19 protein-coding genes and 1 pseudogene are annotated in these 22,925 nt (G+C 44.8%); 19 read left to right on the top strand and 1 reads right to left on the bottom strand.

Annotation, left to right across the window (positions count from 1 at the left end; genetic code table 11):
- Positions 1 to 8 precede the first annotated feature (8 nt).
- The 13 genes from D0466_RS07215 to D0466_RS07155 all read left to right on the top strand — a co-directional run bounded on the left by D0466_RS07215 (position 9) and on the right by D0466_RS07155 (position 15,442).
- The gene (locus D0466_RS07215; protein WP_117322253.1) at positions 9 to 413 is read left to right on the top strand and encodes an Asp23/Gls24 family envelope stress response protein; all 405 of its coding nucleotides are present in this window, start codon (positions 9 to 11) and stop codon (positions 411 to 413) included.
- Positions 414 to 967: 554 nt separating this feature from the next.
- Positions 968 to 1,360, top strand: coding sequence for a transcription antitermination factor NusB (gene nusB, locus D0466_RS07210; RefSeq protein WP_117321827.1), 393 nt, complete (start codon positions 968 to 970; stop codon positions 1,358 to 1,360).
- A 58-nt stretch (positions 1,361 to 1,418) separates the two neighbouring features.
- Positions 1,419 to 2,297 (top strand): bifunctional methylenetetrahydrofolate dehydrogenase/methenyltetrahydrofolate cyclohydrolase FolD, encoded by an 879-nt coding sequence (gene folD / locus D0466_RS07205; protein WP_117321826.1) that lies wholly within the window; start codon positions 1,419 to 1,421, stop codon positions 2,295 to 2,297.
- 275 nt (positions 2,298 to 2,572) lie between these two features.
- Positions 2,573 to 3,928, top strand: a complete 1,356-nt coding sequence (xseA, locus tag D0466_RS07200) for an exodeoxyribonuclease VII large subunit (RefSeq protein WP_117321825.1) — start codon at positions 2,573 to 2,575, stop codon at positions 3,926 to 3,928.
- The gene (locus D0466_RS07195; RefSeq protein ID WP_407675611.1) at positions 3,915 to 4,148 is read left to right on the top strand and encodes an exodeoxyribonuclease VII small subunit; all 234 of its coding nucleotides are present in this window, start codon (positions 3,915 to 3,917) and stop codon (positions 4,146 to 4,148) included. The genes xseA and D0466_RS07195 overlap by 14 nt, the downstream gene beginning before the upstream one ends.
- A gap of 2 nt (positions 4,149 to 4,150) precedes the next feature.
- On the top strand, positions 4,151 to 5,047 hold the full coding sequence (locus D0466_RS07190; protein WP_117321823.1) for a polyprenyl synthetase family protein: 897 nt from the start codon (positions 4,151 to 4,153) through the stop codon (positions 5,045 to 5,047).
- A 407-nt stretch (positions 5,048 to 5,454) separates the two neighbouring features.
- Entirely contained in the window at positions 5,455 to 7,347 is a 1,893-nt protein-coding gene (dxs, locus tag D0466_RS07185; RefSeq protein ID WP_117321822.1) for a 1-deoxy-D-xylulose-5-phosphate synthase, read from the top strand.
- 6 nt (positions 7,348 to 7,353) lie between these two features.
- Positions 7,354 to 8,205 carry a TlyA family RNA methyltransferase gene (locus D0466_RS07180; RefSeq protein WP_117321821.1) on the top strand — a complete coding sequence of 284 codons (852 nt, stop codon included), beginning with the start codon at positions 7,354 to 7,356 and terminating at the stop codon, positions 8,203 to 8,205.
- Between the two features lie 223 nt (positions 8,206 to 8,428).
- On the top strand, positions 8,429 to 8,878 hold the full coding sequence (gene ahrC, locus D0466_RS07175) for a transcriptional regulator AhrC/ArgR (RefSeq protein ID WP_117321820.1): 450 nt from the start codon (positions 8,429 to 8,431) through the stop codon (positions 8,876 to 8,878).
- Positions 8,879 to 8,899: 21 nt separating this feature from the next.
- Positions 8,900 to 10,615: a DNA repair protein RecN gene (gene recN / locus D0466_RS07170; protein ID WP_117322252.1), complete on the top strand. Its 1,716-nt coding sequence runs from the start codon at positions 8,900 to 8,902 to the stop codon at positions 10,613 to 10,615.
- Between the two features lie 187 nt (positions 10,616 to 10,802).
- A complete protein-coding gene (spoIVB, locus tag D0466_RS07165) occupies positions 10,803 to 12,095 on the top strand; it encodes a SpoIVB peptidase (protein WP_117321819.1) in 1,293 nt (430 codons plus the stop codon).
- 362 nt (positions 12,096 to 12,457) lie between these two features.
- Complete coding sequence (gene spo0A / locus D0466_RS07160; RefSeq protein WP_117321818.1) at positions 12,458 to 13,252, top strand: sporulation transcription factor Spo0A; 795 nt, start codon at positions 12,458 to 12,460, stop codon at positions 13,250 to 13,252.
- A 609-nt stretch (positions 13,253 to 13,861) separates the two neighbouring features.
- The gene (locus D0466_RS07155) at positions 13,862 to 15,442 is read left to right on the top strand and encodes a DUF342 domain-containing protein (protein ID WP_117321817.1); all 1,581 of its coding nucleotides are present in this window, start codon (positions 13,862 to 13,864) and stop codon (positions 15,440 to 15,442) included.
- Between the two features lie 61 nt (positions 15,443 to 15,503).
- Here D0466_RS07155 and D0466_RS07150 read toward each other — a convergent pair whose 3' ends face one another.
- Positions 15,504 to 15,734: a DUF2627 domain-containing protein gene (locus tag D0466_RS07150; RefSeq protein WP_117321816.1), complete on the bottom strand. Its 231-nt coding sequence runs from the start codon at positions 15,732 to 15,734 to the stop codon at positions 15,504 to 15,506.
- 169 nt (positions 15,735 to 15,903) lie between these two features.
- Between D0466_RS07150 and D0466_RS07145 the strand changes: the two genes are divergently transcribed.
- The 6 genes and pseudogenes from D0466_RS07145 (at position 15,904) to lpdA (ending at position 22,881) form a co-directional block, all read left to right on the top strand.
- Positions 15,904 to 17,976, top strand: a complete 2,073-nt coding sequence (locus tag D0466_RS07145) for a sigma-54 interaction domain-containing protein (RefSeq protein WP_117321815.1) — start codon at positions 15,904 to 15,906, stop codon at positions 17,974 to 17,976.
- Between the two features lie 76 nt (positions 17,977 to 18,052).
- Positions 18,053 to 18,238 (top strand): hypothetical protein, encoded by a 186-nt coding sequence (locus D0466_RS23605; RefSeq protein WP_407675610.1) that lies wholly within the window; start codon positions 18,053 to 18,055, stop codon positions 18,236 to 18,238.
- 123 nt (positions 18,239 to 18,361) lie between these two features.
- A pseudogene (locus D0466_RS07140) lies at positions 18,362 to 19,013 on the top strand (phosphate acyltransferase); the annotation flags it as partial.
- 24 nt (positions 19,014 to 19,037) lie between these two features.
- A complete protein-coding gene (gene bcd / locus D0466_RS07135) occupies positions 19,038 to 20,135 on the top strand; it encodes a branched-chain amino acid dehydrogenase (protein ID WP_117321814.1) in 1,098 nt (365 codons plus the stop codon).
- A gap of 81 nt (positions 20,136 to 20,216) precedes the next feature.
- A complete protein-coding gene (buk, locus tag D0466_RS07130) occupies positions 20,217 to 21,335 on the top strand; it encodes a butyrate kinase (RefSeq protein ID WP_117321813.1) in 1,119 nt (372 codons plus the stop codon).
- A gap of 124 nt (positions 21,336 to 21,459) precedes the next feature.
- The gene (gene lpdA / locus D0466_RS07125; protein WP_117321812.1) at positions 21,460 to 22,881 is read left to right on the top strand and encodes a dihydrolipoyl dehydrogenase; all 1,422 of its coding nucleotides are present in this window, start codon (positions 21,460 to 21,462) and stop codon (positions 22,879 to 22,881) included.
- Positions 22,882 to 22,925 lie beyond the last annotated feature (44 nt).

The following is a 22,925-nucleotide window of genomic DNA, read 5'->3' as shown; positions in this document are numbered from 1 at the left end:
TGAGTGAAATGGAGAGTACAATGCTGGAAATGAGTGAAAGCAATAATGGGCTAGGGAAAGTTGAGATAGCTCCGGAGGTCATAGAAGTAATCGCCGGCATTGCGGCCAGTGAAGTCGACGGCGTGGCATATATGCGCGGAGGTTTTGCATCCGGAGTCGTTGAACGTCTAGGAAAGAAAAACCATGGCAAAGGGGTAAAGGTAGATCTCACTGGGGAAGGGATCAAAGTAGATTTATTCTGTGTCATGAAGTTTGGCGTTTCAATCCCGAACGTTGCCCAAAAAGTGCAGGATAATATCCGTGAAGCATTATTGAATATGACTGCGTTGGAAGCTGATGAAGTGAATGTCCATGTTGTCGGGATTCAATTTGAAAATGCGAAGAATGAACAGGAAATCGAGCAGGAAATTTAAGAATTCAACTGGTTAGAAAAACCGTGAACATGCTGGGCCCGGCGAAAGCCGGGTCTTTCTAATGTAATGATCCGGATTTCCTGAATTAATCACATTTTAGATATAAGTTGAACTAAAGAATTACGCAGTGATAAATAATATTGTTGACTTTTGGATTATTTGGCAGGAACTTTTCAGGGCAGGGAGCAAGCAAGTTTTCTTTCCACCCTTGCCGTTCTAGAAATCTTTCGCTTTGTTGAAGGCATTTGAAAGCCAGGGTTTTATATAAATGAACCAATAATATAATGGCGGCCAACGTTTAAATTCATAAATTCCACTAATATTGTTTATGCTGCTGTGTTATGAGGCATACAAAATATGTTAACGCTATAAATAATGGTTTCTCTAATTCATTATTTCTGTTACATTGTAAAATGTGTGGTTTCTTGGCGGTCAGGTGCTCCAAACCCGGTTGTTTTTAACGAAATTCTTAATATTTTTCAATTCATTAGGAATTAATGTTCGTTTTTTATGTGATTATCATATATAATAGAGGATGTAAAAGGAGCAAAATTATGAAAAGAAGAACAGCCCGTGAAAAAGCGTTGCAGGCACTTTATACGATCGAGATTGGCAAATCGGAACCGAGAGAGGCCATCGAGAGCGTATTGAATGGAAAAGAATCTGATGAATATTTCGAGACACTGGTAACAGGCACAATCGAAAATAAAGCGGAAATTGATGGATTAATCAGGAAAAATCTTGAAAGCTGGACGCTTGAAAGGCTTGCGAATATCGATCGTAACCTGCTTAGGATTGCTGTCTATGAAATGCTGTACAGTGAAGATGTCCCTGTCAGCGTTGCCATGGATGAAAGCATCGAAGTCGCAAAGAAATTCGGGGATGACGGGTCCAGTCGCTTTGTGAATGCCGTTTTATCAAAAATAAAGGATTCCCTGGATCAATAAAATAAAGTGCATGCAGCATTTTTTTTCACCATTCATTTGTTAGGAGGAAACTTCGCCGATGACAGCTAAACTAATCGATGGGAAAGAAATTGCAAAGGCAATAAGGAAAGAAATCGCCGAGGAAGTGGAAATGCTTAGCCAAAAGGATATCGTACCGGGCCTGGCCGTTGTGTTGGTAGGTGATAACCAGGCTTCCCGTACGTATGTTTCAAACAAACAAAAAGCTTGCCGGGAACTTGGGATGCATTCTGTTCTAATTGAACTGCCGGAATCCGTTTCACATCAGCAGCTTGTTGAAAAGATTAATGAACTAAATACTGATGCAGCCATCCATGGAATTCTTGTACAATTGCCGCTGCCTCGGCATATCGACGAAAAGGAGATTATCGAAAGCATCTCCCCTGAAAAGGATGTCGATGGGTTTCACCCGATCAATGTCGGCAGGATGATGACAGGCCAGGATGCTTTTCTTCCCTGCACACCGTACGGCATTTTGGAAATGCTTAAGTTCATCGGCTACAGCCTGGAGGGAAAGCATGCGGTTGTTGTCGGCCGGAGCAATATTGTCGGCAAGCCGGTCGGACAGCTTTTGCTGAACGAAAATGCCACGGTCACTTATTGCCATTCACGCACGGACAATTTGGCAGAACACGCCAAGAAAGCTGATGTCCTTATAGTTGCTGTAGGCAAAAGGGATACAATTGGACGGGAGCATGTCAAAGATGGGGCCGTAGTAATCGATGTCGGCATGAACCGTAATGACGAAGGAAAACTATGCGGCGATGTTTCATTTGAGGAAGTACGAGAATCAGCATCCTATATAACTCCGGTACCAGGCGGTGTCGGCCCGATGACTATCACGATGCTGATGAAAAACACGGTAAAATCTGCGAAAAAAGCCCACAACAACGAACTGGAAACATTAAATTCGAAATAAAATAGGCATTATTGCTTAAAAGAAGCTGTACTCTTGTTTATAATGGCAGAGACAGCTTTTTTTCTATCCTTTTTGTGCGGAGAAAAGGCGGGGTACAGAAAATGAATGATTGGCTCCCATTTATTCCAAAAATACTCATTGGCTTTGTTTAAACAGTAGAGCAGTGTTCTCGCCTACACCGCCTGATGTTGTTAGTTTCAGTTTCAAAAACAAAGCCGTTATCTATGACGGGGCTGGAGATTGAAACTTATGTTCGTTTTTAAGGGAGTTATAAAATGGATAACCAACAATATTTAAGCGTAACAGCTTTAACGAAATATATTAAACGTAAATTTGATGCCGATCCCCATTTGCAGGACATATACATAAGGGGTGAAATTTCAAATTTTAAACAGCACTCAAGCGGGCATATGTATTTTACCCTAAAGGATGAAAAAGCGAGATTGCTTGCCGTGATGTTTGCCGCAAATAACAATTCGCTCAAATTTTCTCCCGAAAACGGGATGAAGGTATTGGTCAGGGGCGACATATCCGTCTATGAGCAAAGCGGCCAATATCAGCTCTATGTGAAGGACATGTCTCCGGACGGTGTTGGAGATTTGTATTTGGCTTATGAACAGCTGAAAAAAAAATTGGAGGCCAAAGGGTTATTTTCACCACACCATAAAAAAGCGATTCCACTTTACCCAAAAACCGTTGGAATCATTACGTCCCCGACAGGTGCGGCATTAAGGGATATCCTGATCACGATCAAAAGAAGATACCCGATTGCGAGAATCATTATATATCCCGCTCTGGTACAGGGAGCGAATGCTGCTAAATCCATTGCGAAGGCAATCGCCTCGGCAAATGCCAGGAGAGAGGCCGATGTATTGATCGCGGGGCGCGGCGGCGGCTCCATCGAGGAGCTTTGGGCCTTTAATGAAGAAATTGTCGCTGAATCGATTTTTGATTCTGATATCCCGATCATTTCGGCTGTGGGGCATGAAACTGATTTTACGATAGCCGATTTCGTCGCTGATTTAAGGGCCCCAACCCCCACTGGTGCTGCGGAGCAGGCAGTACCCCATCTGAACGAGGTTATGGAACGGCTTATGAACAGGCAAAACAGGCTGACAAGATCGGTTCAGGAACTGGTGAACCTGGAGAAAACGAAGCTTGAAAGGCTGGAAAAATCATATGCATTCCGTTACCCTAGAAAGATGTATGAACAAAAGATGGAGCAGCTTGATAAAACGGTAGAGAGGCTAAAGCGAGAGAGCGGCAGATACTTTTTGAAAAAGAGTGAGGCACTTCAAGTTCTGGACACCGGTCTCAGGAAGCAGCATCCTTACCAGGCTGTATCCCAGTCGAAAGAAAAGCTTGCGGCACAGAAGAAAATATTGAACAGATTGATGGAAGGTGTCGTCAAGGAAAACAGCCGTCAATTTGTCCACATGACCGCGACATTATCAGCGTTAAGCCCATTGAAAATTATGGAGCGTGGATACGGGCTTGTTTTTACTGATGATCAAAGCCTGGTGAAAAGCAAGGAACAGGTTGCTAAAGGCGATAAAATAACCGTACAAATAAAAGATGGTGCGCTTCAATGTGAAGTGCAGGAGATTAAGGAGAGAAATGACCATGAGTGAGGATTTCACATTCGAACAGGCTATGGACAAGCTTGAAGAAATCGTTGAGAAGCTGGAGGAAGGGGATGTCCCTCTCGAAGAGGCAATCTCCATTTATAAAAAAGGCATGGATTTATCAAGGTTATGCCACCAAAAATTGAAAGCTGTGGAAGAGCAGCTGACACAAATACTGCGTGAGGATGGAGAGCTGGAAAGCTTTGTGGCCGGGGAGGAGGAGTAACAGTGGAAAAAGGGGGAACCTTGGAATCTTTTGCAGCGGAACACAAAAAGCTTCTTGAAACTGCGCTTATAAACTATGTCGGAAAGATTCAAGCACCGGATATTTTAAAAAAAGCGATGGTTTATTCCCTGGAGGCCGGCGGGAAAAGGATCCGCCCTTTATTAGTGTTTGCTGTGCTTTCAGCCTTCGGCAAGGACACACGCCTGGGCATTCCCGCAGCTTGTGCGATTGAAATGATCCATACGTATTCCCTGATCCATGATGATCTCCCCAGCATGGATGATGACGATTTAAGAAGGGGAAAGCCTACAAACCATAAGGTGTTTGGGGAAGCAAATGCCATCCTTGCAGGCGACGCGTTGCTGACTCTCAGTTTTCAGATAATCGCTCAGGCAGCACAACCGCAGGTCCCGGCGGAAACGGCCCTGGAATTGATCAGGGAGCTTTCAAAAGCAGCAGGTGCGGAAGGCATGGTAGCCGGACAGGCGGCTGATATCGCAGGGGAGAATAAGAGTTTGTCCCTGAACGAGCTAGAGTATATCCACGAGCATAAAACAGGCAAATTGCTATCCATCAGTGTGTTGTCAGGTGCGATTTTGTCAGGTGCAAGCTACGACCAGCGCCGGCACCTGCTGCAATTTTCCCGGGACCTCGGCCTTGCTTTTCAAATACGGGATGATATTCTTGATATCGAAGGAACGGAAGAAATGATTGGAAAACCGGTAGGAAGCGATGCGGGAAACGATAAAAGCACCTATCCCTCACTTTTGACTCTTGACGGGGCAAAACAAAAACTAAATGAACATATTGCTCAGGCGTTAGCCCATTTAGCCAAAACAAATCTCGATACAGGGCTTTTAGAGGAAATCACAAACCTGATTGCGGCAAGAAACCACTAAGTTAGACTGTTGTAAATTTGTTAAGAAAACGTGAATGTGTTATACTCATGTTAAAAATTTTCCTGCTATTTTTGGGGTTTCTTGCGCGAAAGCCCCACGGTATGCTGAATCTGACAGTGATATGATCTGAAATACATAGCCGCCGATATCACTCTGGGTGCCGGCGGCTCTTTTTGGCAGGCAAGAAAGTGCCTGGATAAAGCAAAACACTGGCTAAGTTCGACACGTCCTGTGGCAACGCCTGTGCGTGCCACACCCTGTGGGCCTGACTACACCTTTGCTCTTCGCCTTTTAAAGGCTTGCCAATCGGTGAGTTTTCAAACCTGCGGAGGAAAGCTGCAGAGCGTTTCCATTTCCACAAACCCTGGTGCCGATAGCAGAAATAAAATGAAAGTGTGTGATGCTGTTTGGATCTATTATCAATAAAAGACCCTTCATTTCTTAAAAATATGAATAATGCACAACTGGGGCAGCTTTCAAATGAGATCCGCCAGTTTCTGATTGAAAAATTATCCGTTACCGGCGGCCATATCGGACCGAACCTCGGTGTTGTGGAACTGACGGTTGCGCTTCATAAGGAGTTCAATAGCCCTCAGGATAAAATCATATGGGACGTAGGGCACCAATCATATGTCCATAAAATCCTGACAGGTAGAGCTTGCGAGTTTGACTCTTTAAGAAAGCATAACGGCCTTTGTGGTTTTCCAAAGCGCAATGAAAGTGAGCATGATGTCTGGGAAACCGGCCACAGCTCGACCTCATTGTCAGCAGCCATGGGTATGGCCATTGCACGGGATTTGAAAAAAGAGAAAAGCTTCATTCTCCCTGTAATAGGCGACGGTGCACTCACGGGAGGAATGGCACTTGAGGCACTCAACCATATCGGCCATGAGAAGAAGGATATGATCGTCATACTCAATGACAATGAAATGTCGATTGCCCCGAATGTCGGCGCACTCCATAGCGTCTTGGGACGCCTGCGTACCGCAGGGAAATATAATTGGGCAAAAGACGAGCTGGAATACCTATTGAAGAAGATACCGGCAGTGGGAGGCAAACTGGCTTCAACTGCTGAAAGGCTAAAGGATAGCCTGAAATACCTCCTTGTTTCCGGAATCTTTTTCGAAGAGCTTGGTTTTACCTATTTAGGGCCGGTGGATGGCCATAATTATGAAGAGCTTTTCGAGAACTTCCGCTATGCCAAGAAAACAAAGGGTCCCGTCCTTCTCCATGTGATAACGAAAAAAGGGAAAGGCTATAATCCTGCTGAAACCGACAAAGTAGGGACATGGCACGGCACCGGGCCGTACAAAATAGAAACCGGGGCTTTCGTAAAGCCATTAAATGAGCCGCCTGCCTGGAGCAAGCTCGTGAGTGAAACTGTGCGCGAGCTGGCGAGGGAAGACAACCGGATCGTCGCCATTACTCCTGCCATGCCGGTTGGCTCGAAGCTTGAAGGATTTCAGAGCGAGTTTCCGGACCGGATGTATGATGTCGGGATTGCCGAGCAGCATGCAACCACTGTTGCAGCAGGTCTGGCTACTCAAGGCATGAAGCCGTTCTTGGCAATATATTCTACATTCCTGCAGCGTGCCTACGACCAAATGCTTCATGATGTCTGCCGAATGAATCTGAATGTTTTTATCGCAATTGACCGGGCCGGACTGGTAGGTGCAGATGGTGAAACACATCAGGGTGTATTCGATATCGCATTCTTAAGGCACATGCCTAATTTGGTATTAATGATGCCGAAAGATGAAAACGAAGGGCAGCATATGGTCAATACCGCTCTTAAATATGATGAAGGCCCAATCGCGATGAGATTCCCCCGCGGTAACGGCATAGGCGTTCCATTGGATGAAGAATGGAAGGAAATACCAATTGGCTCGTGGGAAGTTTTGAAAGAAGGTACGGACGCTGTTATTTTAACCTTTGGCACAACGATACCCCTGGCGCTTAAAGCTGCATCACTGCTGGAGAAACAAGATTATTCAGTGAAAGTGGTAAACGCTCGCTTCATCAAGCCGTTGGACGACAAAATGCTTAGCAGCATCCTGGATTCCAAGCTGCCGATTTTAACGATTGAGGAAGCCGTATTGCAAGGCGGGTTCGGAAGTGCCGTCCTGGAGTTTGCACATGATTACGGCGGACCAGCGGCTACAATCGAACGGATGGGAATCCCGGATGAATTCATTGAACACGGCAGTGTCGACAAGCTCCTTGAAGAAATTGGGCTGACCGTCGAGGGGGCAATGCAACGGATCATCAATATCACACCAAAAAAGCAAAAAAGGGCATAAAGCAGTATGGCTAAAAAAGAAAGACTAGATGTTTTATTAGTGGATAAAGGGCTGGCTGAAACAAGGGAAAAGGCAAAACGCATGGTTATGGCCGGCCTTGTATACGGCAATGAAGAGCGTCTGGACAAACCTGGCGAAAAGGTGCCCGCCGACATGGAACTTGTAATCAAGGGGAAAGTGATGCCTTATGTTTCGCGGGGAGGTTTAAAGCTGGAAAAAGCCTTGCAGGTTTTTGACCTGGACATAGAGAATAAGGTGTTAATGGATATTGGGGCTTCTACGGGGGGCTTCACCGATTGTGCGTTGCAAAACGGCGCGAAAATGTCCTATGCCCTTGACGTTGGCTATAACCAGCTTGCCTGGAAGCTTAGGCAGGACGAGCGGGTGCAAGTTATGGAAAGAACCAATTTCCGGTATGTCACCCCGGAGAACCTGGAAGGGGAACTGCCCAATTTTGCAAGCATTGATGTCTCTTTCATTTCACTGAAACTAATCCTTCCTGTGTTGAAAACCTTGCTTGTTCCGCACAGTGACATAGTGGCGCTCGTCAAACCGCAATTTGAAGCTGGCAAGGAGCAGGTTGGCAAAAAGGGAATTGTTCGTGAACCAAAGATCCATGCGGAGGTTCTTGACAAGATTATCGCCTTTGCGCTGGAGCAAGGATACGATGTACAAGATGCTTCTTTTTCCCCGATTACTGGTGGAGACGGAAATATTGAGTTCCTGTTGCACCTGCACTGGGAAGGCGGCAAGGAACAAGGGGAAAACAGGCTTGCAAATTCCGTTCAAAACATTGTGGGCCAGGCTCACCTGGAACTGAAAAAATCAAAAACCACGGAAGAAAATGAAGGCTCCTAAAGCAGCATAAAGCGGCTCTAGGGAGCCTTTTCTTCTTAACTTTGATACAGAAATGCGGAATGAAACCGAACTCAAAAGGAAATTCTACAATGTAAGGCAAATTATGTACAATTAACAGGAAATGAAAGAAAATTAATGTACAATTCGCCGTAAATCCGCTAACATTACTTGTATAAAGCCTAATACCAAGTGCCGACAATTTCTCGAGAGGTGCATTTTTTAGATGAATAAAGGACAGCGACACATAAAGATTCGGGAGATCATCGCTAACAATGACATAGAAACCCAGGATGACCTCGTTGATGAATTAAAAAACGCAGGGTTCAACGTTACCCAAGCAACCGTATCCAGAGATATTAAAGAGTTGCATCTTGTTAAGGTACCGTTAATGGATGGCCGTTATAAATACAGCTTGCCTGCGGACCAGAGATTCAATCCTCTGCAAAAGCTTAGAAGGCTGCTATTGGACGCATTTGTACGGATCGATTCGGCAAACAATTTGCTTGTAATGAAAGCCCTCCCCGGGAATGCGAACGCAATCGGGATCCTGATAGATAATCTCGAATGGGACGAAATTCTGGGTACAATTTGCGGGGATGACACGTGCTTAATCATTTGCCGGAGCGCAGAAGATGCGGAGACGATTTCCAATAAATTTTTGGACATGCTCTAATTTGGGAGAGGTGATTTGAGCTTGTTAATGGAACTATCTATCAAAAATTTTGCAATCATTGAGGCCCTTTCGATTTCACTTGAAAAGGGTTTAACTGTATTGACTGGGGAAACGGGCGCCGGCAAATCCATTATTATTGACGCCATCCATTTGCTTGTCGGCGCAAGAGGATCTGCCGAATTCGTGCGGCATGGCGAATCGAAGGCGGAAATAGAAGGATTATTTCAATTGGATGAAGAGCAACACCCGGTTTTTTCCAAAGTTGCGGAATTTGGCATAGATGCGAGCGATGGAATGATTGTCCTGCGCCGTGAAATGTCAGCTTCAGGAAAGAGTGTTTGCCGGATTAATGGCAAGCTGGTGACTATCGCGGTCCTTCGTGAAATCGGCCGTACCCTGATTGATATCCACGGCCAGCATGAACATCAGGAATTAATGGATGAGAGGCTACATATTCCTCTGTTGGACCAGTTTGGCGGAAGAAAACTTGCGGAAGCTATTAAGGAATATGAAAAACTGTATAAGCAATATGATGCAGCTGCCAAACAACTTAAGAAGCTTAGCCAAAATGAACAGCAAATGGTGCACCGCCTCGATTTGATCCAGTTCCAGCATGAAGAAATCCAAAAGGCGGACCTTAAGCTTCAGGAAGATGAACAACTTTCAGAGGAAAGAAAGAAAATCAATAATTTTGAAAAGATTCATGAGGCACTTCAAACGGCTTATCAGGCCCTCCGTGAAGAACAACGGGGGCTTGACTGGCTATCGGTCGCCATGAATAACATGGAGGAAGCAGCAGGTATTGATGATTCTATCCAACAGCTTTCTGAAGCAGTGGCCAACAGTTACTATAATTTAGAGGATGCTGCAGCTGGCATAAGGGATCAGCTTGATGTACTGGAATATGATCCAGAGCGCCTCGATTTCATTGAAAACAGGCTGAATGAAATCAATCAGCTTAAGAGGAAATATGGCAAAACTATCGAAGAAATCGTCGAATACGGCGCTGCCATTGAAGAAGAAATCGAAACGATCCTTAACCGTGAAACCCATATTGCCAAACTTGAAGGAGAACTGAAATCAATTAAGGCGGATCTGTTGGTGGAAGCAAAAAATCTTTCGGATCTCAGGATAAAATTCGCAAAACAATTGACGAAAAAAATCCATCAGGAACTGAAAGAGCTTTATATGGAGAAAACAGTGTTTGAAGTACATTTCCATAAAACCGCATATTCATTTGATCCAGCCCATGAAGCAGGTGTTCTCCCTGGAGGATTGGATGAACTTGAGTTTTATATTTCAACGAACCCCGGAGAACCCTTAAAACCGCTTTCGAAAATCGCCTCAGGTGGTGAGCTGTCGAGGATCATGCTCGCGTTAAAAAGCATTTTCTCTAAGCATCAAGGAGTCACTTCCATTATTTTTGACGAAGTGGATACTGGTGTCAGTGGCAGGGTTGCACAGGCAATAGCCGAAAAAATCTATAAAGTGGCTGTCGGTTCACAGGTCCTGTGCATTTCACACCTGCCACAAGTGGCGGCAATGGCTGACACTCACTTATTTATCGCTAAAAAAATCCAGAGCGGGCGGACGAAAACGTCTGTCCTGCCCCTTGGAAATGACGAAAAGGTTAAAGAAATCGGCAGGATGATCTCAGGGGTGGAAATAACGGACCTAACTAAAAAGCATGCAAAAGAGTTGATTCAACAGGCTGAACAATTAAAAGAGGCGAAATGATCATTACTGATTTTTTGACATGCCCGTAAGGGAAAAAATCTTATATAAAAATTGATTCGATGAAAAGCTATCCGTTTTTGGATAGCTTTTATTTTGCCGCAAAGTTATAAATGAAAGCTATCAAGGCTACATTAAAAGTGTAGCCATAAAGCAGGGGAACTTAGATAGAAGCGAGGAGAGTGAATTGATGAAGCTATGGATAAACAGAATAATCGGTGGAATCCTCCTTGTTTCGCTAATAGCATTAGGGTTATACCAGCCATTAAGTGAATATATGTCAATCCCTAAGAAAGTGGTCCTGTTTGAAGGTGAGCATTACCGCTTGCCCTCTACGATGCCTGTAACGGCAAGAGTGATTACGGCAGAGTCAGGGGCAACCCTGGATAAAGCAGGGGATGGGGTTACGGTAAAAGCAGAAAAACCGGGTACAAATGAACTTCTTCTTGAGTTTGCAGGATTGCCTACCAAGAAGGTGGATGTCGAAGTCATTAAGGATTTCAAGGTAATACCTGGGGGACAATCGATCGGGGTAAAGCTCAATACATTAGGCGTACTTGTTGTAGGCCATCATTTAGTTGATACGCCTAAAGGAAAAAAATCACCGGGAGAAATCGCCGACATCCAGGTTGGCGACATCATTACAAAAATCAACAACCAAACAATTAAAAAAATGTCAGATGTCACTCCTTTTGTCCAGGCAGCAGGAGAAAGTGGAAAACCGCTGCAACTGGTGATAAACCGTGAAAAACAGACGATGAAAACAACGCTTACACCTTTAAAGGATAAGAATGAAGGTGCGTACAAGCTGGGACTGTACATCCGTGATTCAGCAGCTGGGATTGGGACGATGACCTTTTTCGATCCAGGGACAAAAAAGTACGGGGCTCTCGGCCATGTCATATCCGATATGGACACGAAAAAGCCTATCGTTGTAAAGGACGGCCATATCGTCCGTTCGACAGTCACATCCATTGAAAAAGGAAGCAATGGAGACCCGGGTGAAAAACTTGCCCGGTTCTCGTCAAATAGACAAATTATTGGCAATATAAACCGGAACAGCCCATTTGGTATATTTGGGAAATTGAACCAAAGCGTAAATAATGGAGTTGCGGATGAGCCGATTCCAATTACATTATCGCATGAAGTAAAGGATGGCCCTGCCAAAATCCTTACGGTTGTGAATGGGTCAGAGGTAGAGGAATTTGATGTCGAGATTATCAGTACAATCCCGCAGAAATTTCCGGCAACAAAAGGTATGGTGTTAAAAGTGACAGATAAGGAGCTGCTTGCAAAAACTGGCGGAATTGTCCAGGGGATGAGCGGCAGCCCAATCATCCAAAATGGAAAATTAATCGGGGCAGTAACCCACGTGTTTGTAAATGATCCGACAAGCGGCTACGGGGTCCACATAGAGTGGATGCTGAACGAAGCAGGGATCAATATATACGAAAAGACTAACAGCGATCCGAAAGCAAGTTGAACGGTCTAAGGGGGCTCAACCCATAGAAATTTTACATCAAGATCTGAATTATTTCAGAAACAGATGTAAGGTTAGGGGGTGAGCCCCTTTTTATTTCAATCGCTTTTTTTATTTTCAGTGACGTGCCCCATATTTTGTTACTAACGTTTGTGATAAACTATATAAAGCAGAATATTCGACAAACGGATTATGTCGTATTATCGAAAATAGTCGAAAACAAGAGTTAATCAGAGAATAAAGACGATTTTGTATTATTTTTTTAAAATTAAAGGGATTTTCATTCCCATTGTCGAAAAGTTCAATTACAATAGAATTTAGAAAATTAGAAAAAAGGACTATTGTAATTGAGGAGGAAATCAAGGGTGAATAAAATAAAAGTTTGCGTGGTGGATGATAATAGAGAGCTCGTTTCCTTGCTGGAAGAGTATATTTCAAGGCAGGATGATATGGAGGTCATCGGCGTAGCCCACAATGGGCAGGATTGTTTGAATTTGTTGGAAACGGCAGATCCTGACGTCTTGATTCTGGATATTATCATGCCGCACCTGGACGGCCTTGCGGTGCTGGAAAAAATAAGGGAATCTAAGCTCGCGAAGGTTCCGAATGTGATAATGTTAACTGCCTTCGGCCAGGAAGATGTAACCAAGAAAGCGGTAGATTTAGGCGCTTCCTATTTTATCCTAAAACCGTTTGATATGGAAAACCTTGCCGGCCATATTCGCCAGGTCAGCCGCAAAACCAATAATGTTTTGAAAAAGCAGCCTCCATACAGTTACCGAACAAGCCAGCAGGATTCAAAGCCAAAGAATTTAAGTGCCAGCATTACAAGCATCATCCATGAAATCGGTGTCCCTGCACATATTAAAGGATATCTGTACTTACGCGAGGCCATCTCCATGGTTTACAACGATATTGAACTGCTCGGTTCGATTACGAAAGTCCTTTACCCCGATATCGCAAAAAAATACAATACAACCGCCAGCCGCGTTGAACGGGCAATCCGGCACGCCATTGAAGTCGCATGGAGCCGCGGCAATATTGAATCGATCTCATCCTTATTCGGCTATACCGTAAGCATGTCCAAGGCAAAGCCCACAAATTCCGAATTTATCGCAATGGTCGCAGATAAATTAAGACTGGAACACAAGGCTTCTTGAAACGGTTAGAAGCAGTGGATAAAAGGAATTCAGAAGGCCTCAGGACATCATGGGGTCTTTTTTTTTTGCAGAAAGCACTTTCTTAACTGCCACAAGTCAGAGCCTGACTAAGTGTGCCAAATCCCTTTGTCTTGCTACCATGAGGCCGGGGGAGAATCCGTCTTCACATTTAACATGCTCGATGTCTAGCTCCGACATACATGTATGTACTAGTGCCGAGGTTGCCGTAGGACGTGGGGGTTAGTCGGCGTCGAGGCCATAAATAACCCCTCTCCGGGCTGCCGCAGGGATATGGTGACGTCAGTTTCCGTCACAGGTCGTGACGGATTTTAGTCCACGGTGCTGCTAGACTCTGCTGTGAAGAGCCCCTTTATACTGATCGACTTGCACAGGATAACACACAAAAAATCAAAATTTTTGTGCGGTGCTCACGTCAACGTTTGCCCCAGGACGCGCATATATAGTCCGCGTTCCTTATAACAGGATGCTTGCGCTTTTCTATATGGGCAGCAATGTAAACGCTATATTTGTTATTTTTATATTTTGTTTCTTGTTTTATAATATATAGGATATATCTGCCAGATTTTTCTTTAAGGGAGAGGAAAATTCATGATTATTGAGGAAAATGAATTTTTCCTATTGGAAGAGGAATACAATTCGGTATACATAACGGTGAATAAAAAGGGGTTTCCGCTGCTTTCCATGAACAGGCTATTGTCCAGCAACCCCAGGATCAACCTTACAAAATTTAAAGAATTAAAAGATGCTACACATCTTGCCAATAGTTCCAGGGTTGAGATTGGTGACCTAAAACCTGAAATTGAATGGTCGGTTTCCGATGATAAAATGAAAGCTGCAATCAAAATCAATGCCAAAGAAGAGGATGTTAGACAGCAATATAACCACTATGTAACGATTATTCTGGATCAATTGAACACATTCGGGATTACAGAGGGAATCCGGATCGATGCCATTCAACATGGCCTTTGTGCCGCAGAGGAAATCATCATTGCCCAGGGCACAACTCCGATACAAGGCAGGGATGCAGTGGTTGCGTACTATAAGCGGTCGGAGCGGAAACCTGCCATCAGGGAAGATGGAAAGGCTGACTATTATGACATGAATTTTCTCGATGAAGTGAAAAAAGGAGACTGGCTGGGGGAAAAAATCCCACTTACTGCCGGGATACCCGGCAAGACAATCACAGGACAATATGTTATGGCCCCTGCAGGAAAAAATAAAAAACTAATATATGACCGCAAAACTGTGGGTGAATACGAGGAAGATGGAAAGGTCGTTTTAAGGGCCCTTATCGACGGCGTTGTGGAATTCCAGGGGGGCAAAATTGCTGTCGGGAATCATCTGTTGATTGATGGCGATGTAGGAGTCGAAACAGGAAATGTCCAATTTAACGGTTCCATAACTGTAACAGGGACAGTTATGGACGGGTTTTCCGTATGGGCGAGTAATGATTTATCCATTTTAAGTGAACTTGGGGTCAGCAACATTGAAAAAATTGAGTCACAACATGGGGATGTTTTCATAAAAGGCGGCATATTTGGAAAAAACAAATCCGTGATCAAAGCCGGGAAAAACATTTTTATCAAGCATGCCAATGAGAGCATCCTGGAAGCGGGCGAAAGCATCCACATTGGTTACTATTCACTTGGAAGCCGCCTGAAGGGAAAACATATTATTACTGATGAGCAAAAAGGAAAACTGATCGGCGGGACCATCGAGGCCATAGGCAAAGTAAAGGCGGCTGTAATCGGCAACAGGGTGGAAAGAAAAACGTCTGTGTCCGTGGGAGGTTTCGACCGAGATCAATTAAAAGAGGAATTGAACAGGCTTCTGCTTGAATATAAGTCAAAAGTTCAAGAGGCTGAAGGGTTACAAAGGAAGCTGGATGTTTTCGAGTCATACCCGCATGATTTAACTGAAATCCAGAAAACCGAATTTTCTAAGGCCGGAGATAATTTATACCTCGCTATTGCTGAGATTGCAAGCATGGATCATCGACGGATATCAATAATGGACTTGCTTGACACAAGAGGGGAGGGTGAAGTCATCATCGGCCTAATGGCTTTTCCCGAAACCACTCTCCAAATAAAAAACATGGAAAAAAGATTGGACAAAACCACAAAAGGAACCTTTTTTGCCGAAAATAATCTTATCCATTTCGAATACTGATAGGGATGCTAAAAGTTGAATATAAAGTAAAAAGGTCCGTGTATGACTCACGGGCCTTTTACTATTTAAATCTATTCTGGACTTTATTTTTCTTTCGGTCCCGGTGAAGGACAAACCCGGCGATAAAACCGATACCGCCTACACAAAGGACAAGCCCGGCTAAGAACTGCACCCAGAGGGCGGGATAAGGAAACTGCGAAATGCCAAAAAGCATATCCCTCATGATTTTAATCCCATATGCAGCAAGGGCTCCAGGTATAAAAAGTATCAGAAAAGCTAATAACCGTTTCATACAGGTGTTTTTCCCCTCTAAAAAAGATCCACACGAAAATCATAGATGATTTTAATAAATTGTCAAGCACGAACTTCTTTATTAAGATGATTATAAGCATGAAGAAATTTGCATACTGATGTAAGAGTATATGAAAATTTTTGCGCGCGAGGGTAAAGGGGGTATTGCATTGCAAAAGGTAATGATAGTAGGGGCAGGAACCGGTGGGACTGCCATTTTGAATATTTTGATGGAAAGTGAAAGTCTTTTTATTCAATGTGTGGTGGACAGTAATATGGAAGCCCCGGGAATGCAGCTTGCAAGAAAGCTGGGTATGCGCACGGGCACCGACTGGAGGGACCAGCTGGATGATTCTCTTGATATTGTTATTGAAGTCACGGGAGATGAACGGGTTTTTGAAGAAATCCGCCAAAGTGGACGCGGAAGGTTTTTACTCATACCGGGCAGTGTTGCTTATATCATCGCAAAGCTCTTTGAAGAGAAGAGGGAATTGATAGATAAATTGAAAAAAGAAAAAAATAAACATGACTTGATCTTCAATACGACGAGTGACGGCATGATCGTTGTTGATCAAACAGGGAAGATCATCCTTTTTAACCGGAGCGCGGAACGGATGGTGGAAGTGAAGCGTGAGAATGTCATTGGGAAGCCTGTCACTAAAGTAATACCGGGCAGCCGGCTCCCACAGGTCCTCCAAACAAAAAGGATCGAGGTCAACCAGGAACAGGAGTTGAATAATGGAAGAAAAATCATCACCACCCGCATTCCGCTTACGGATGAGAATGAAAAAGTGATTGGTGCTTTTGCGGTTTTCAAGGATATTACTGAAGTCGTCGGCCTCGCTGAAGAAATAACAAACATGAAAGAAATCCAGACGATGCTCCAAGCAATTATTCAATCCAGTGATGACGCCATCTCTGTAGTGGATGAACAAGGGCATGGAATCCTCATCAATCCGGCTTACACAAGAATCACCGGGCTGAGTAAAGACGAAGTAATCGGAAAACCTGCCACAACTGATATTTATGAAGGGGAAAGCATGCATATGCAGGTGCTCCAGACGAGAAGGCCGGTAAGGGGTGTAAACCTGAGGGTCGGTCCGCTTAAAAAGGATGTAATCGTGAACGTAGCCCCAATCATCGTTGATAACCGGCTGAAAGGAAGCGTAGGGGTCATTCATGATGTATCTGAAATCCGGCACCTGACTAAGGAGCTCGATCGTGCGCGGCAAATAATCCGCACGCTTGAGGCGAAGTATTCATTTGCTGATATAATCGGTGAATCCGAAGAGATGCAACTTGCGGTCGAACAGGGAAAGCTGAGCGCGAAAACGCCAGCCACCGTTTTGCTCAGGGGAGAATCAGGAACCGGGAAGGAGCTGTTTGCGCATGCAATACATAATGCAAGTGAAAGGAAATTCAATAAATTTGTGCGGGTGAACTGTGCGGCCATTTCCGAATCTTTGCTGGAAAGCGAGCTGTTTGGCTATGAGGAAGGAGCATTTACAGGGGCGAAGCGCGGTGGTAAAAGAGGCCTTTTCGAAGAGGCGAACAATGGCAGCATTTTTCTTGACGAAATCGGGGAATTATCGCCTAACATCCAGGCCAAACTGCTAAGGGTTCTACAGGAAAATGAAATTGTAAGGGTCGGTGGGACGAAGCCGGTCCCAATTTATGTAAGGGTGATTGCCGCTACAAACCTTAATCTTGAAAAAGCGATCACGCTTGGCAGTTTCAGGGAAGATTTATATTTCAGGTTGAACCGGATACCCATTCATATCTCTCCGCTTAGGAATCGAAAAGGTGATATCGAGGCACTTGCAAAGCATTTAATCCAAAAAATCAACCAGGAATATGGCCGGAACATCGAGGGAATATCCGTTTCTGCAATCGAAAAACTGAAGCAATATCATTGGCCTGGAAATGTTAGGGAGCTGGAAAACATTTTGGGAAGGGTTATCATATTTATGAAAATAAATGAAACGGTCATGGAAGCGGGCCATATTCCGGAGCTGAGCGAAGGTGTTGAGAGGGGCACTGACAATTCCATACCTGGTAAAGAAAATCTTCCTCAAGAAACATTGTCAATTACGATGGACAGGTATGAACGGGAAGTGATAAAACAAGCTTTAATCAACCATAATGGAAACAAAACAGCAACCGCAAAATCACTAGGCATTTCAGTAAGAAATTTATATTACAAAATGGAAAAATTCAATATTGAAAATTATAGCACGCAATAATTTGCACAGTGTGCAGATTATTGCGTGAACACGTCTTTAATAAGTCAAGAAATAATGGTTTTTCATATATATAAATTTGGCACGCTACTTGCAATATATGTTTGGGGGCGAACATTTAAAGTGGATGATAGGGTTGGACACATGTATGAAATTGGACTCGCTCATTGAACAAGCAACCAATTCGGAAGAAAGGATTATTGCCGTAGCGGCTGCCGAAGATGAAGAAGTCATAAAGGCTGTAGCGGAAGCGATACAGCGTTGACTTGGCGTCTTTTGTATTGTTTGGCAATAAAGCCTGAATATCGGCCTTCTTGAAAACTATCAACAAGGGCTGGCTGACGACAGGAAAATTCTTATTGAACACGCTGCAGATGTATCCAGTTCAGCAGAAAAGGCTGTTAAACGGTGAAAACCGGCCAGGCAGATGTGTTAATGAAAGGCCGGGTTGAAACTGCACGGCTAATGAAAGCTGTGTTGCATAAAGAATATGGCTTAAGGAGTGGAAAGATCCTTTCGCATGTAGCCGCTTTCGAGGTGCCAGACTATGACCGGTCCATTTTTGTAATGAACATCACTCCGGACCTCGCCCAAAAAGCACAAATCCTACAGAATGCCGTTCAGGTTGCCCGGTCGATTGTAATCGGAAAACCAAGGGTTGCTCCTATAGCTGCTGTGGAAACAGTGAATCCGGCGATGCTGGCACCCGCTTGATGCAGCTTCTTTAGCAGTAATGAATGCAAGAGGCCAAATCTCCGGTTGTATCGTTGATGGCCCGCTCGGCCTTGATAATGCTGTTTTTTTACATGCGGCTTCCATGAAAGGGATCAAAGTGAAGTTGCCGGCAACGTGGATATACTTCTTGGCCCTTCCATAGAAGTGTACAATGTTTTGTATAAGTCACTCATGTCGCGAGGGCGAAAGTCGCGGGAGTAATTGCGGGGGTCCTGGCGCCGATTGTATTAACATCCAGGGCTGATTCTGCCGAGAGTAAACTATTTTCACTCGCACTGGCGGTTTACTCTGCATCCAATAAATAACCTACATCAGGGGAGGAATTTTTCATGGAAATATTTAAAAATCTTGAGAAATATGATTATGAGCAATTAGTCTTTTGCCAGGATAAACAGTCGGGTTTAAAAGCAATCATTGCGATTCATGATACAACTCTCGGCCCGGCCTTGGGGGGCACACGCATGTGGACATACGAATCGGAAGAAGCCGCGATTGAGGATGCACTCCGCCTGGCCCGCGGTATGACATATAAAAATGCTGCGGCGGGGTTGAATCTCGGCGGTGGAAAAACCGTCATCATCGGGGATCCCCGCAAGGATAAGAATGAAGAAATGTTCCGGGCTTTCGGGCGTTATATACAAGGGTTGAACGGCCGCTACATTACTGCAGAAGATGTCGGCACCACTGTAGCCGATATGGATATCATCCACGAGGAAACAGATTATGTAACAGGTATTTCGCCGGCATTCGGTTCTTCAGGCAATCCTTCTCCAGTAACTGCATACGGCGTATATAGAGGCATGAAAGCTGCTGCGAAAGAAGCTTTTGGAACGGACTCCCTGGAAGGAAAGGTGATTGCCGTTCAAGGTGTCGGAAATGTGGCCTTCAACCTTTGCCGCCATCTGCATGAAGAAGGTGCCGAGCTGATTGTTACTGATATCAACAAAGAATCTGTACAACGTGCGGTCGAGGAATTCGGTGCAAATGCCGTCGGGCCAAATGAAATCTATGGGGTGGCTTGTGACATTTACGCCCCCTGCGCTCTTGGGGCTGTGATCAATGACCAGACAATACCGCAGCTAAAGGCGCAGGTAATTGCGGGTGCGGCGAATAATCAATTGAAGGATACCGTCCATGGTGACCGAATTCATGAAATGGGTATTGTGTACGCACCTGATTATGTAATCAATGCAGGAGGCGTCATCAATGTCGCCGATGAGTTAATTGGTTATAATCGGGAGCGTGCAATGAAAAAGGTGGAAACGGTCTATAACAATATCGAAAAGGTGATCGAAATCGCCAAGCGTGATGGAATTCCCACCTATATGGCGGCCGACCGGATGGCTGAGGAACGAATTGAAAGAATGAGAAATTCCCGCAGCCAATTTTTGCGAAATGAAAAGCATATTTTGAACCGGCGTAAATAATGGAATGAAATACGCTTCTGCACCGCGGTGAGCGGGTAATCCTACCCGCTGCTGCGAAAAAATGAATGGAGGGGGAAAGGATTGCCAGACATAAAGCATCGCATACTTGTCATTAATCCAGGCTCAATCTCCACAAAAATCGCTGTCTTTGATGGGGAAATACCCATTATGGAACGGACGATCAGGCATGAAGCCGCAACACTTGGAAAATATGAGCAAATCATTGAACAATACGAATTCAGGAAGGATACAATCCTTGAAACACTGGATCTGGAGGGCATTAATCCTTCAAAATTTGACGCGGCAGTCGGCCAGGGAGGGCTTTTAAGAGCCATAGAAGGCGGTACATACACTGTCAATGACCAAATGCTTAAAGACTTGGAAGACGGGTTTAATGGCCAGCATGCGTCAAATCTGGGCGGCATATTGGCATATCAAATTGCGACTGGCCTTAACATCCCGGCCTATATCGTAGATCCTGTTGTCGTCGACGAGCTTGAGCCCCTTGCAAGAGTGTCTGGTTTTTCCTTGATTGAGAGGAAAAGCAAATTCCATGCATTGAACCAAAAATCGGTTGCCAGAAGGGTTGCCAAAGAGTTAAAGAGAGAGTATGAAGACATGAATGTGATTGTCGCCTATATGGGCGGCAGCATTACGGTTGGAATCCATAAAAATGGCAAAGTAATAGACGTAAACAATGGCTTGGACGGAGGTGGGCCATTCAGTCCTGAAAGAGCAGGCACGGTTCCGGCCGGAGATTTGGTGAAATTATGCTTTTCCGGGGAGTTTTATCGGGAAGAAATTATGAAAAAGCTGGTCGGCCAGGGCGGGCTTGCCGGTTATTTAGGTACCAGCGACGCGGTCAAGGTTGAAAAAATGATTGAAAATGGTGATGAAACGGCAAGACTTGTTTATGATGCAATGGCCTACCAGGTTGCTAAAGAAATCGGGGCCGGCGCTGCGGTTCTTTCTGGAAAGGTTGATGCGATTGTATTGACCGGGGGGCTCGCTTATGGAAAAGGATTTGTCGAAAAAATCTCTTCAAGAGTGAATTGGATTGCTGATGTATTCGTCCAGCCGGGTGAAAACGGGCTACAGGCTCTAGCAGAAGGGGCACTAAGGGTTCTTCGAGGGGAAGAGGAAGCGAAAGAGTATCCCAATTGGGGTTCAAAATCAGGCTTATTATCGGGCAATAAGTAAAAATGAGGCCTTTGGCCACGGATATAAACAGGGATTGGTTCTCCTGGTAGAAAGCTCAAAGCATAATATCTATGTATATAAAAAGTTAAATGCCGCAGGAAATGGAACGTAAGGAGGCAATGAGATGGCAAAAGAATACGATCTTGTCATATTGGGCGGCGGGACGGGCGGTTATGTTGCCGCAATCCGCGCAGCCCAGTCCGGCTTGAAGACGGCAGTCGTGGAAAAAGGAAAGCTTGGAGGCACATGCCTGCATAAGGGGTGCATTCCCTCAAAAGCTTTACTCCGCAGTGCGGAAGTATTCAGTACTTCAAAAAAAAGTGAAGAATTTGGGGTAATCACAGGAGAAGTAAAGCTGGATTTCATGAAGGTACAGGAAAGAAAGAGCCGGATCGTAGACCAGCTGCACAGGGGAGTCCTGCATTTAATGAAACAGGGGAAAATAGACATTTTCGAAGGCACCGGCCGGATACTCGGACCATCGATTTTTTCACCGATGCCTGGAACGGTCTCTGTGGAGATGAACGATGGTTCTGAAAATGAGATGCTTATTCCGAAAAATGTGATCGTCGCGACCGGTTCAAGGCCAAAAACGCTTCCTGGGCTAGATATTGACGGACGTCTCGTTATGAGTTCAGATGAAGCGCTTCTCATGGAGAGTCTCCCGGAATCAATCATCATTGTGGGCGGCGGTGTGATTGGCATTGAATGGGCTTCTATGCTGCAGGATTTTGGTGTCGATGTCACAGTGATCGAATATGCCGACCGGATCATTCCGACGGAGGATAAAGACATATCCAAGGAAATGCAAAGGTTGATGAAGAAAAAAGGCATAAGAATAGTGACAGGTGCCAAGGTCCTGCCCGAAACGTTGCGGAAGGGTGACACTGTTACCATTTCAGCCGAGATCGGCGGCGAAACGAAAGAATTCAAGGCTGATAAGATGCTGATATCCGTAGGCAGGCAGGCGAACATAGAAGGAATCGGGCTTGAGAATACCGAAATCGTTATCGAAAAAGGATTCATAGCGGTTAATGAGGTATATCAAACGAAGGAATCGCATATATACGGAATCGGGGATTGTATCGGTGGCCTGCAATTAGCCCATGTCGCTTCACATGAAGGGATCGTGGCAGTGGAGCATATTGCCGGAAAAAATCCGCACAAGATTGATTATTCCTTACTATCAAAATGCATCTACTCAAACCCGGAAGCTGCAAGTGTAGGATTTACAGAGGATGAGGCACGTGAAAAGGGACATGAAATCAAGATTGGCAAATTCCCGTTCAAGGCGATTGGAAAAGCCTTGGTATACGGTGAATCGGACGGTTTTGTCAAAATTATTGCAGATAAAACGAATGATGACATCCTGGGTATACATATGATTGGGCCGCATGTGACGGATATGATTTCCGAAGCAGGGCTTGCAAAAGTCCTCGATGCCACCCCGTGGGAGGTTGCCCGCACCATTCATCCGCATCCGACATTGTCGGAAGCAATCGGCGAGGCGGCACTTGCAGTGGATGGACTTGCGATACATGCGTAAGATTGTGTTTTTTGAAAAAAACTAGCCACTAGGGAGGGTAATGT

It is taken from the genome of Peribacillus glennii (assembly GCF_003429105.1).
GTDB classification, from domain to species: domain Bacteria; phylum Bacillota; class Bacilli; order Bacillales; family DSM-1321; genus Peribacillus; species Peribacillus glennii.
This window is presented reverse-complemented; position numbering and strand designations above follow the sequence as displayed.

Coding starts and splice junctions, on each gene's coding strand:
- D0466_RS07215 (WP_117322253.1), top strand. CDS start 9: ATGGAGAGTACAATGCTGGAAATGAGTGAAAGCAATAATGGGCTAGGG.
- nusB (WP_117321827.1), top strand. CDS start 968: ATGAAAAGAAGAACAGCCCGTGAAAAAGCGTTGCAGGCACTTTATACG.
- folD (WP_117321826.1), top strand. CDS start 1,419: ATGACAGCTAAACTAATCGATGGGAAAGAAATTGCAAAGGCAATAAGG.
- xseA (WP_117321825.1), top strand. CDS start 2,573: ATGGATAACCAACAATATTTAAGCGTAACAGCTTTAACGAAATATATT.
- D0466_RS07195 (WP_407675611.1), top strand. CDS start 3,915: ATGACCATGAGTGAGGATTTCACATTCGAACAGGCTATGGACAAGCTT.
- D0466_RS07180 (WP_117321821.1), top strand. CDS start 7,354: ATGGCTAAAAAAGAAAGACTAGATGTTTTATTAGTGGATAAAGGGCTG.
- ahrC (WP_117321820.1), top strand. CDS start 8,429: ATGAATAAAGGACAGCGACACATAAAGATTCGGGAGATCATCGCTAAC.
- spoIVB (WP_117321819.1), top strand. CDS start 10,803: ATGAAGCTATGGATAAACAGAATAATCGGTGGAATCCTCCTTGTTTCG.
- D0466_RS07155 (WP_117321817.1), top strand. CDS start 13,862: ATGATTATTGAGGAAAATGAATTTTTCCTATTGGAAGAGGAATACAAT.
- D0466_RS07150 (WP_117321816.1), bottom strand. CDS start 15,734: ATGAAACGGTTATTAGCTTTTCTGATACTTTTTATACCTGGAGCCCTT.
- bcd (WP_117321814.1), top strand. CDS start 19,038: ATGGAAATATTTAAAAATCTTGAGAAATATGATTATGAGCAATTAGTC.
- lpdA (WP_117321812.1), top strand. CDS start 21,460: ATGGCAAAAGAATACGATCTTGTCATATTGGGCGGCGGGACGGGCGGT.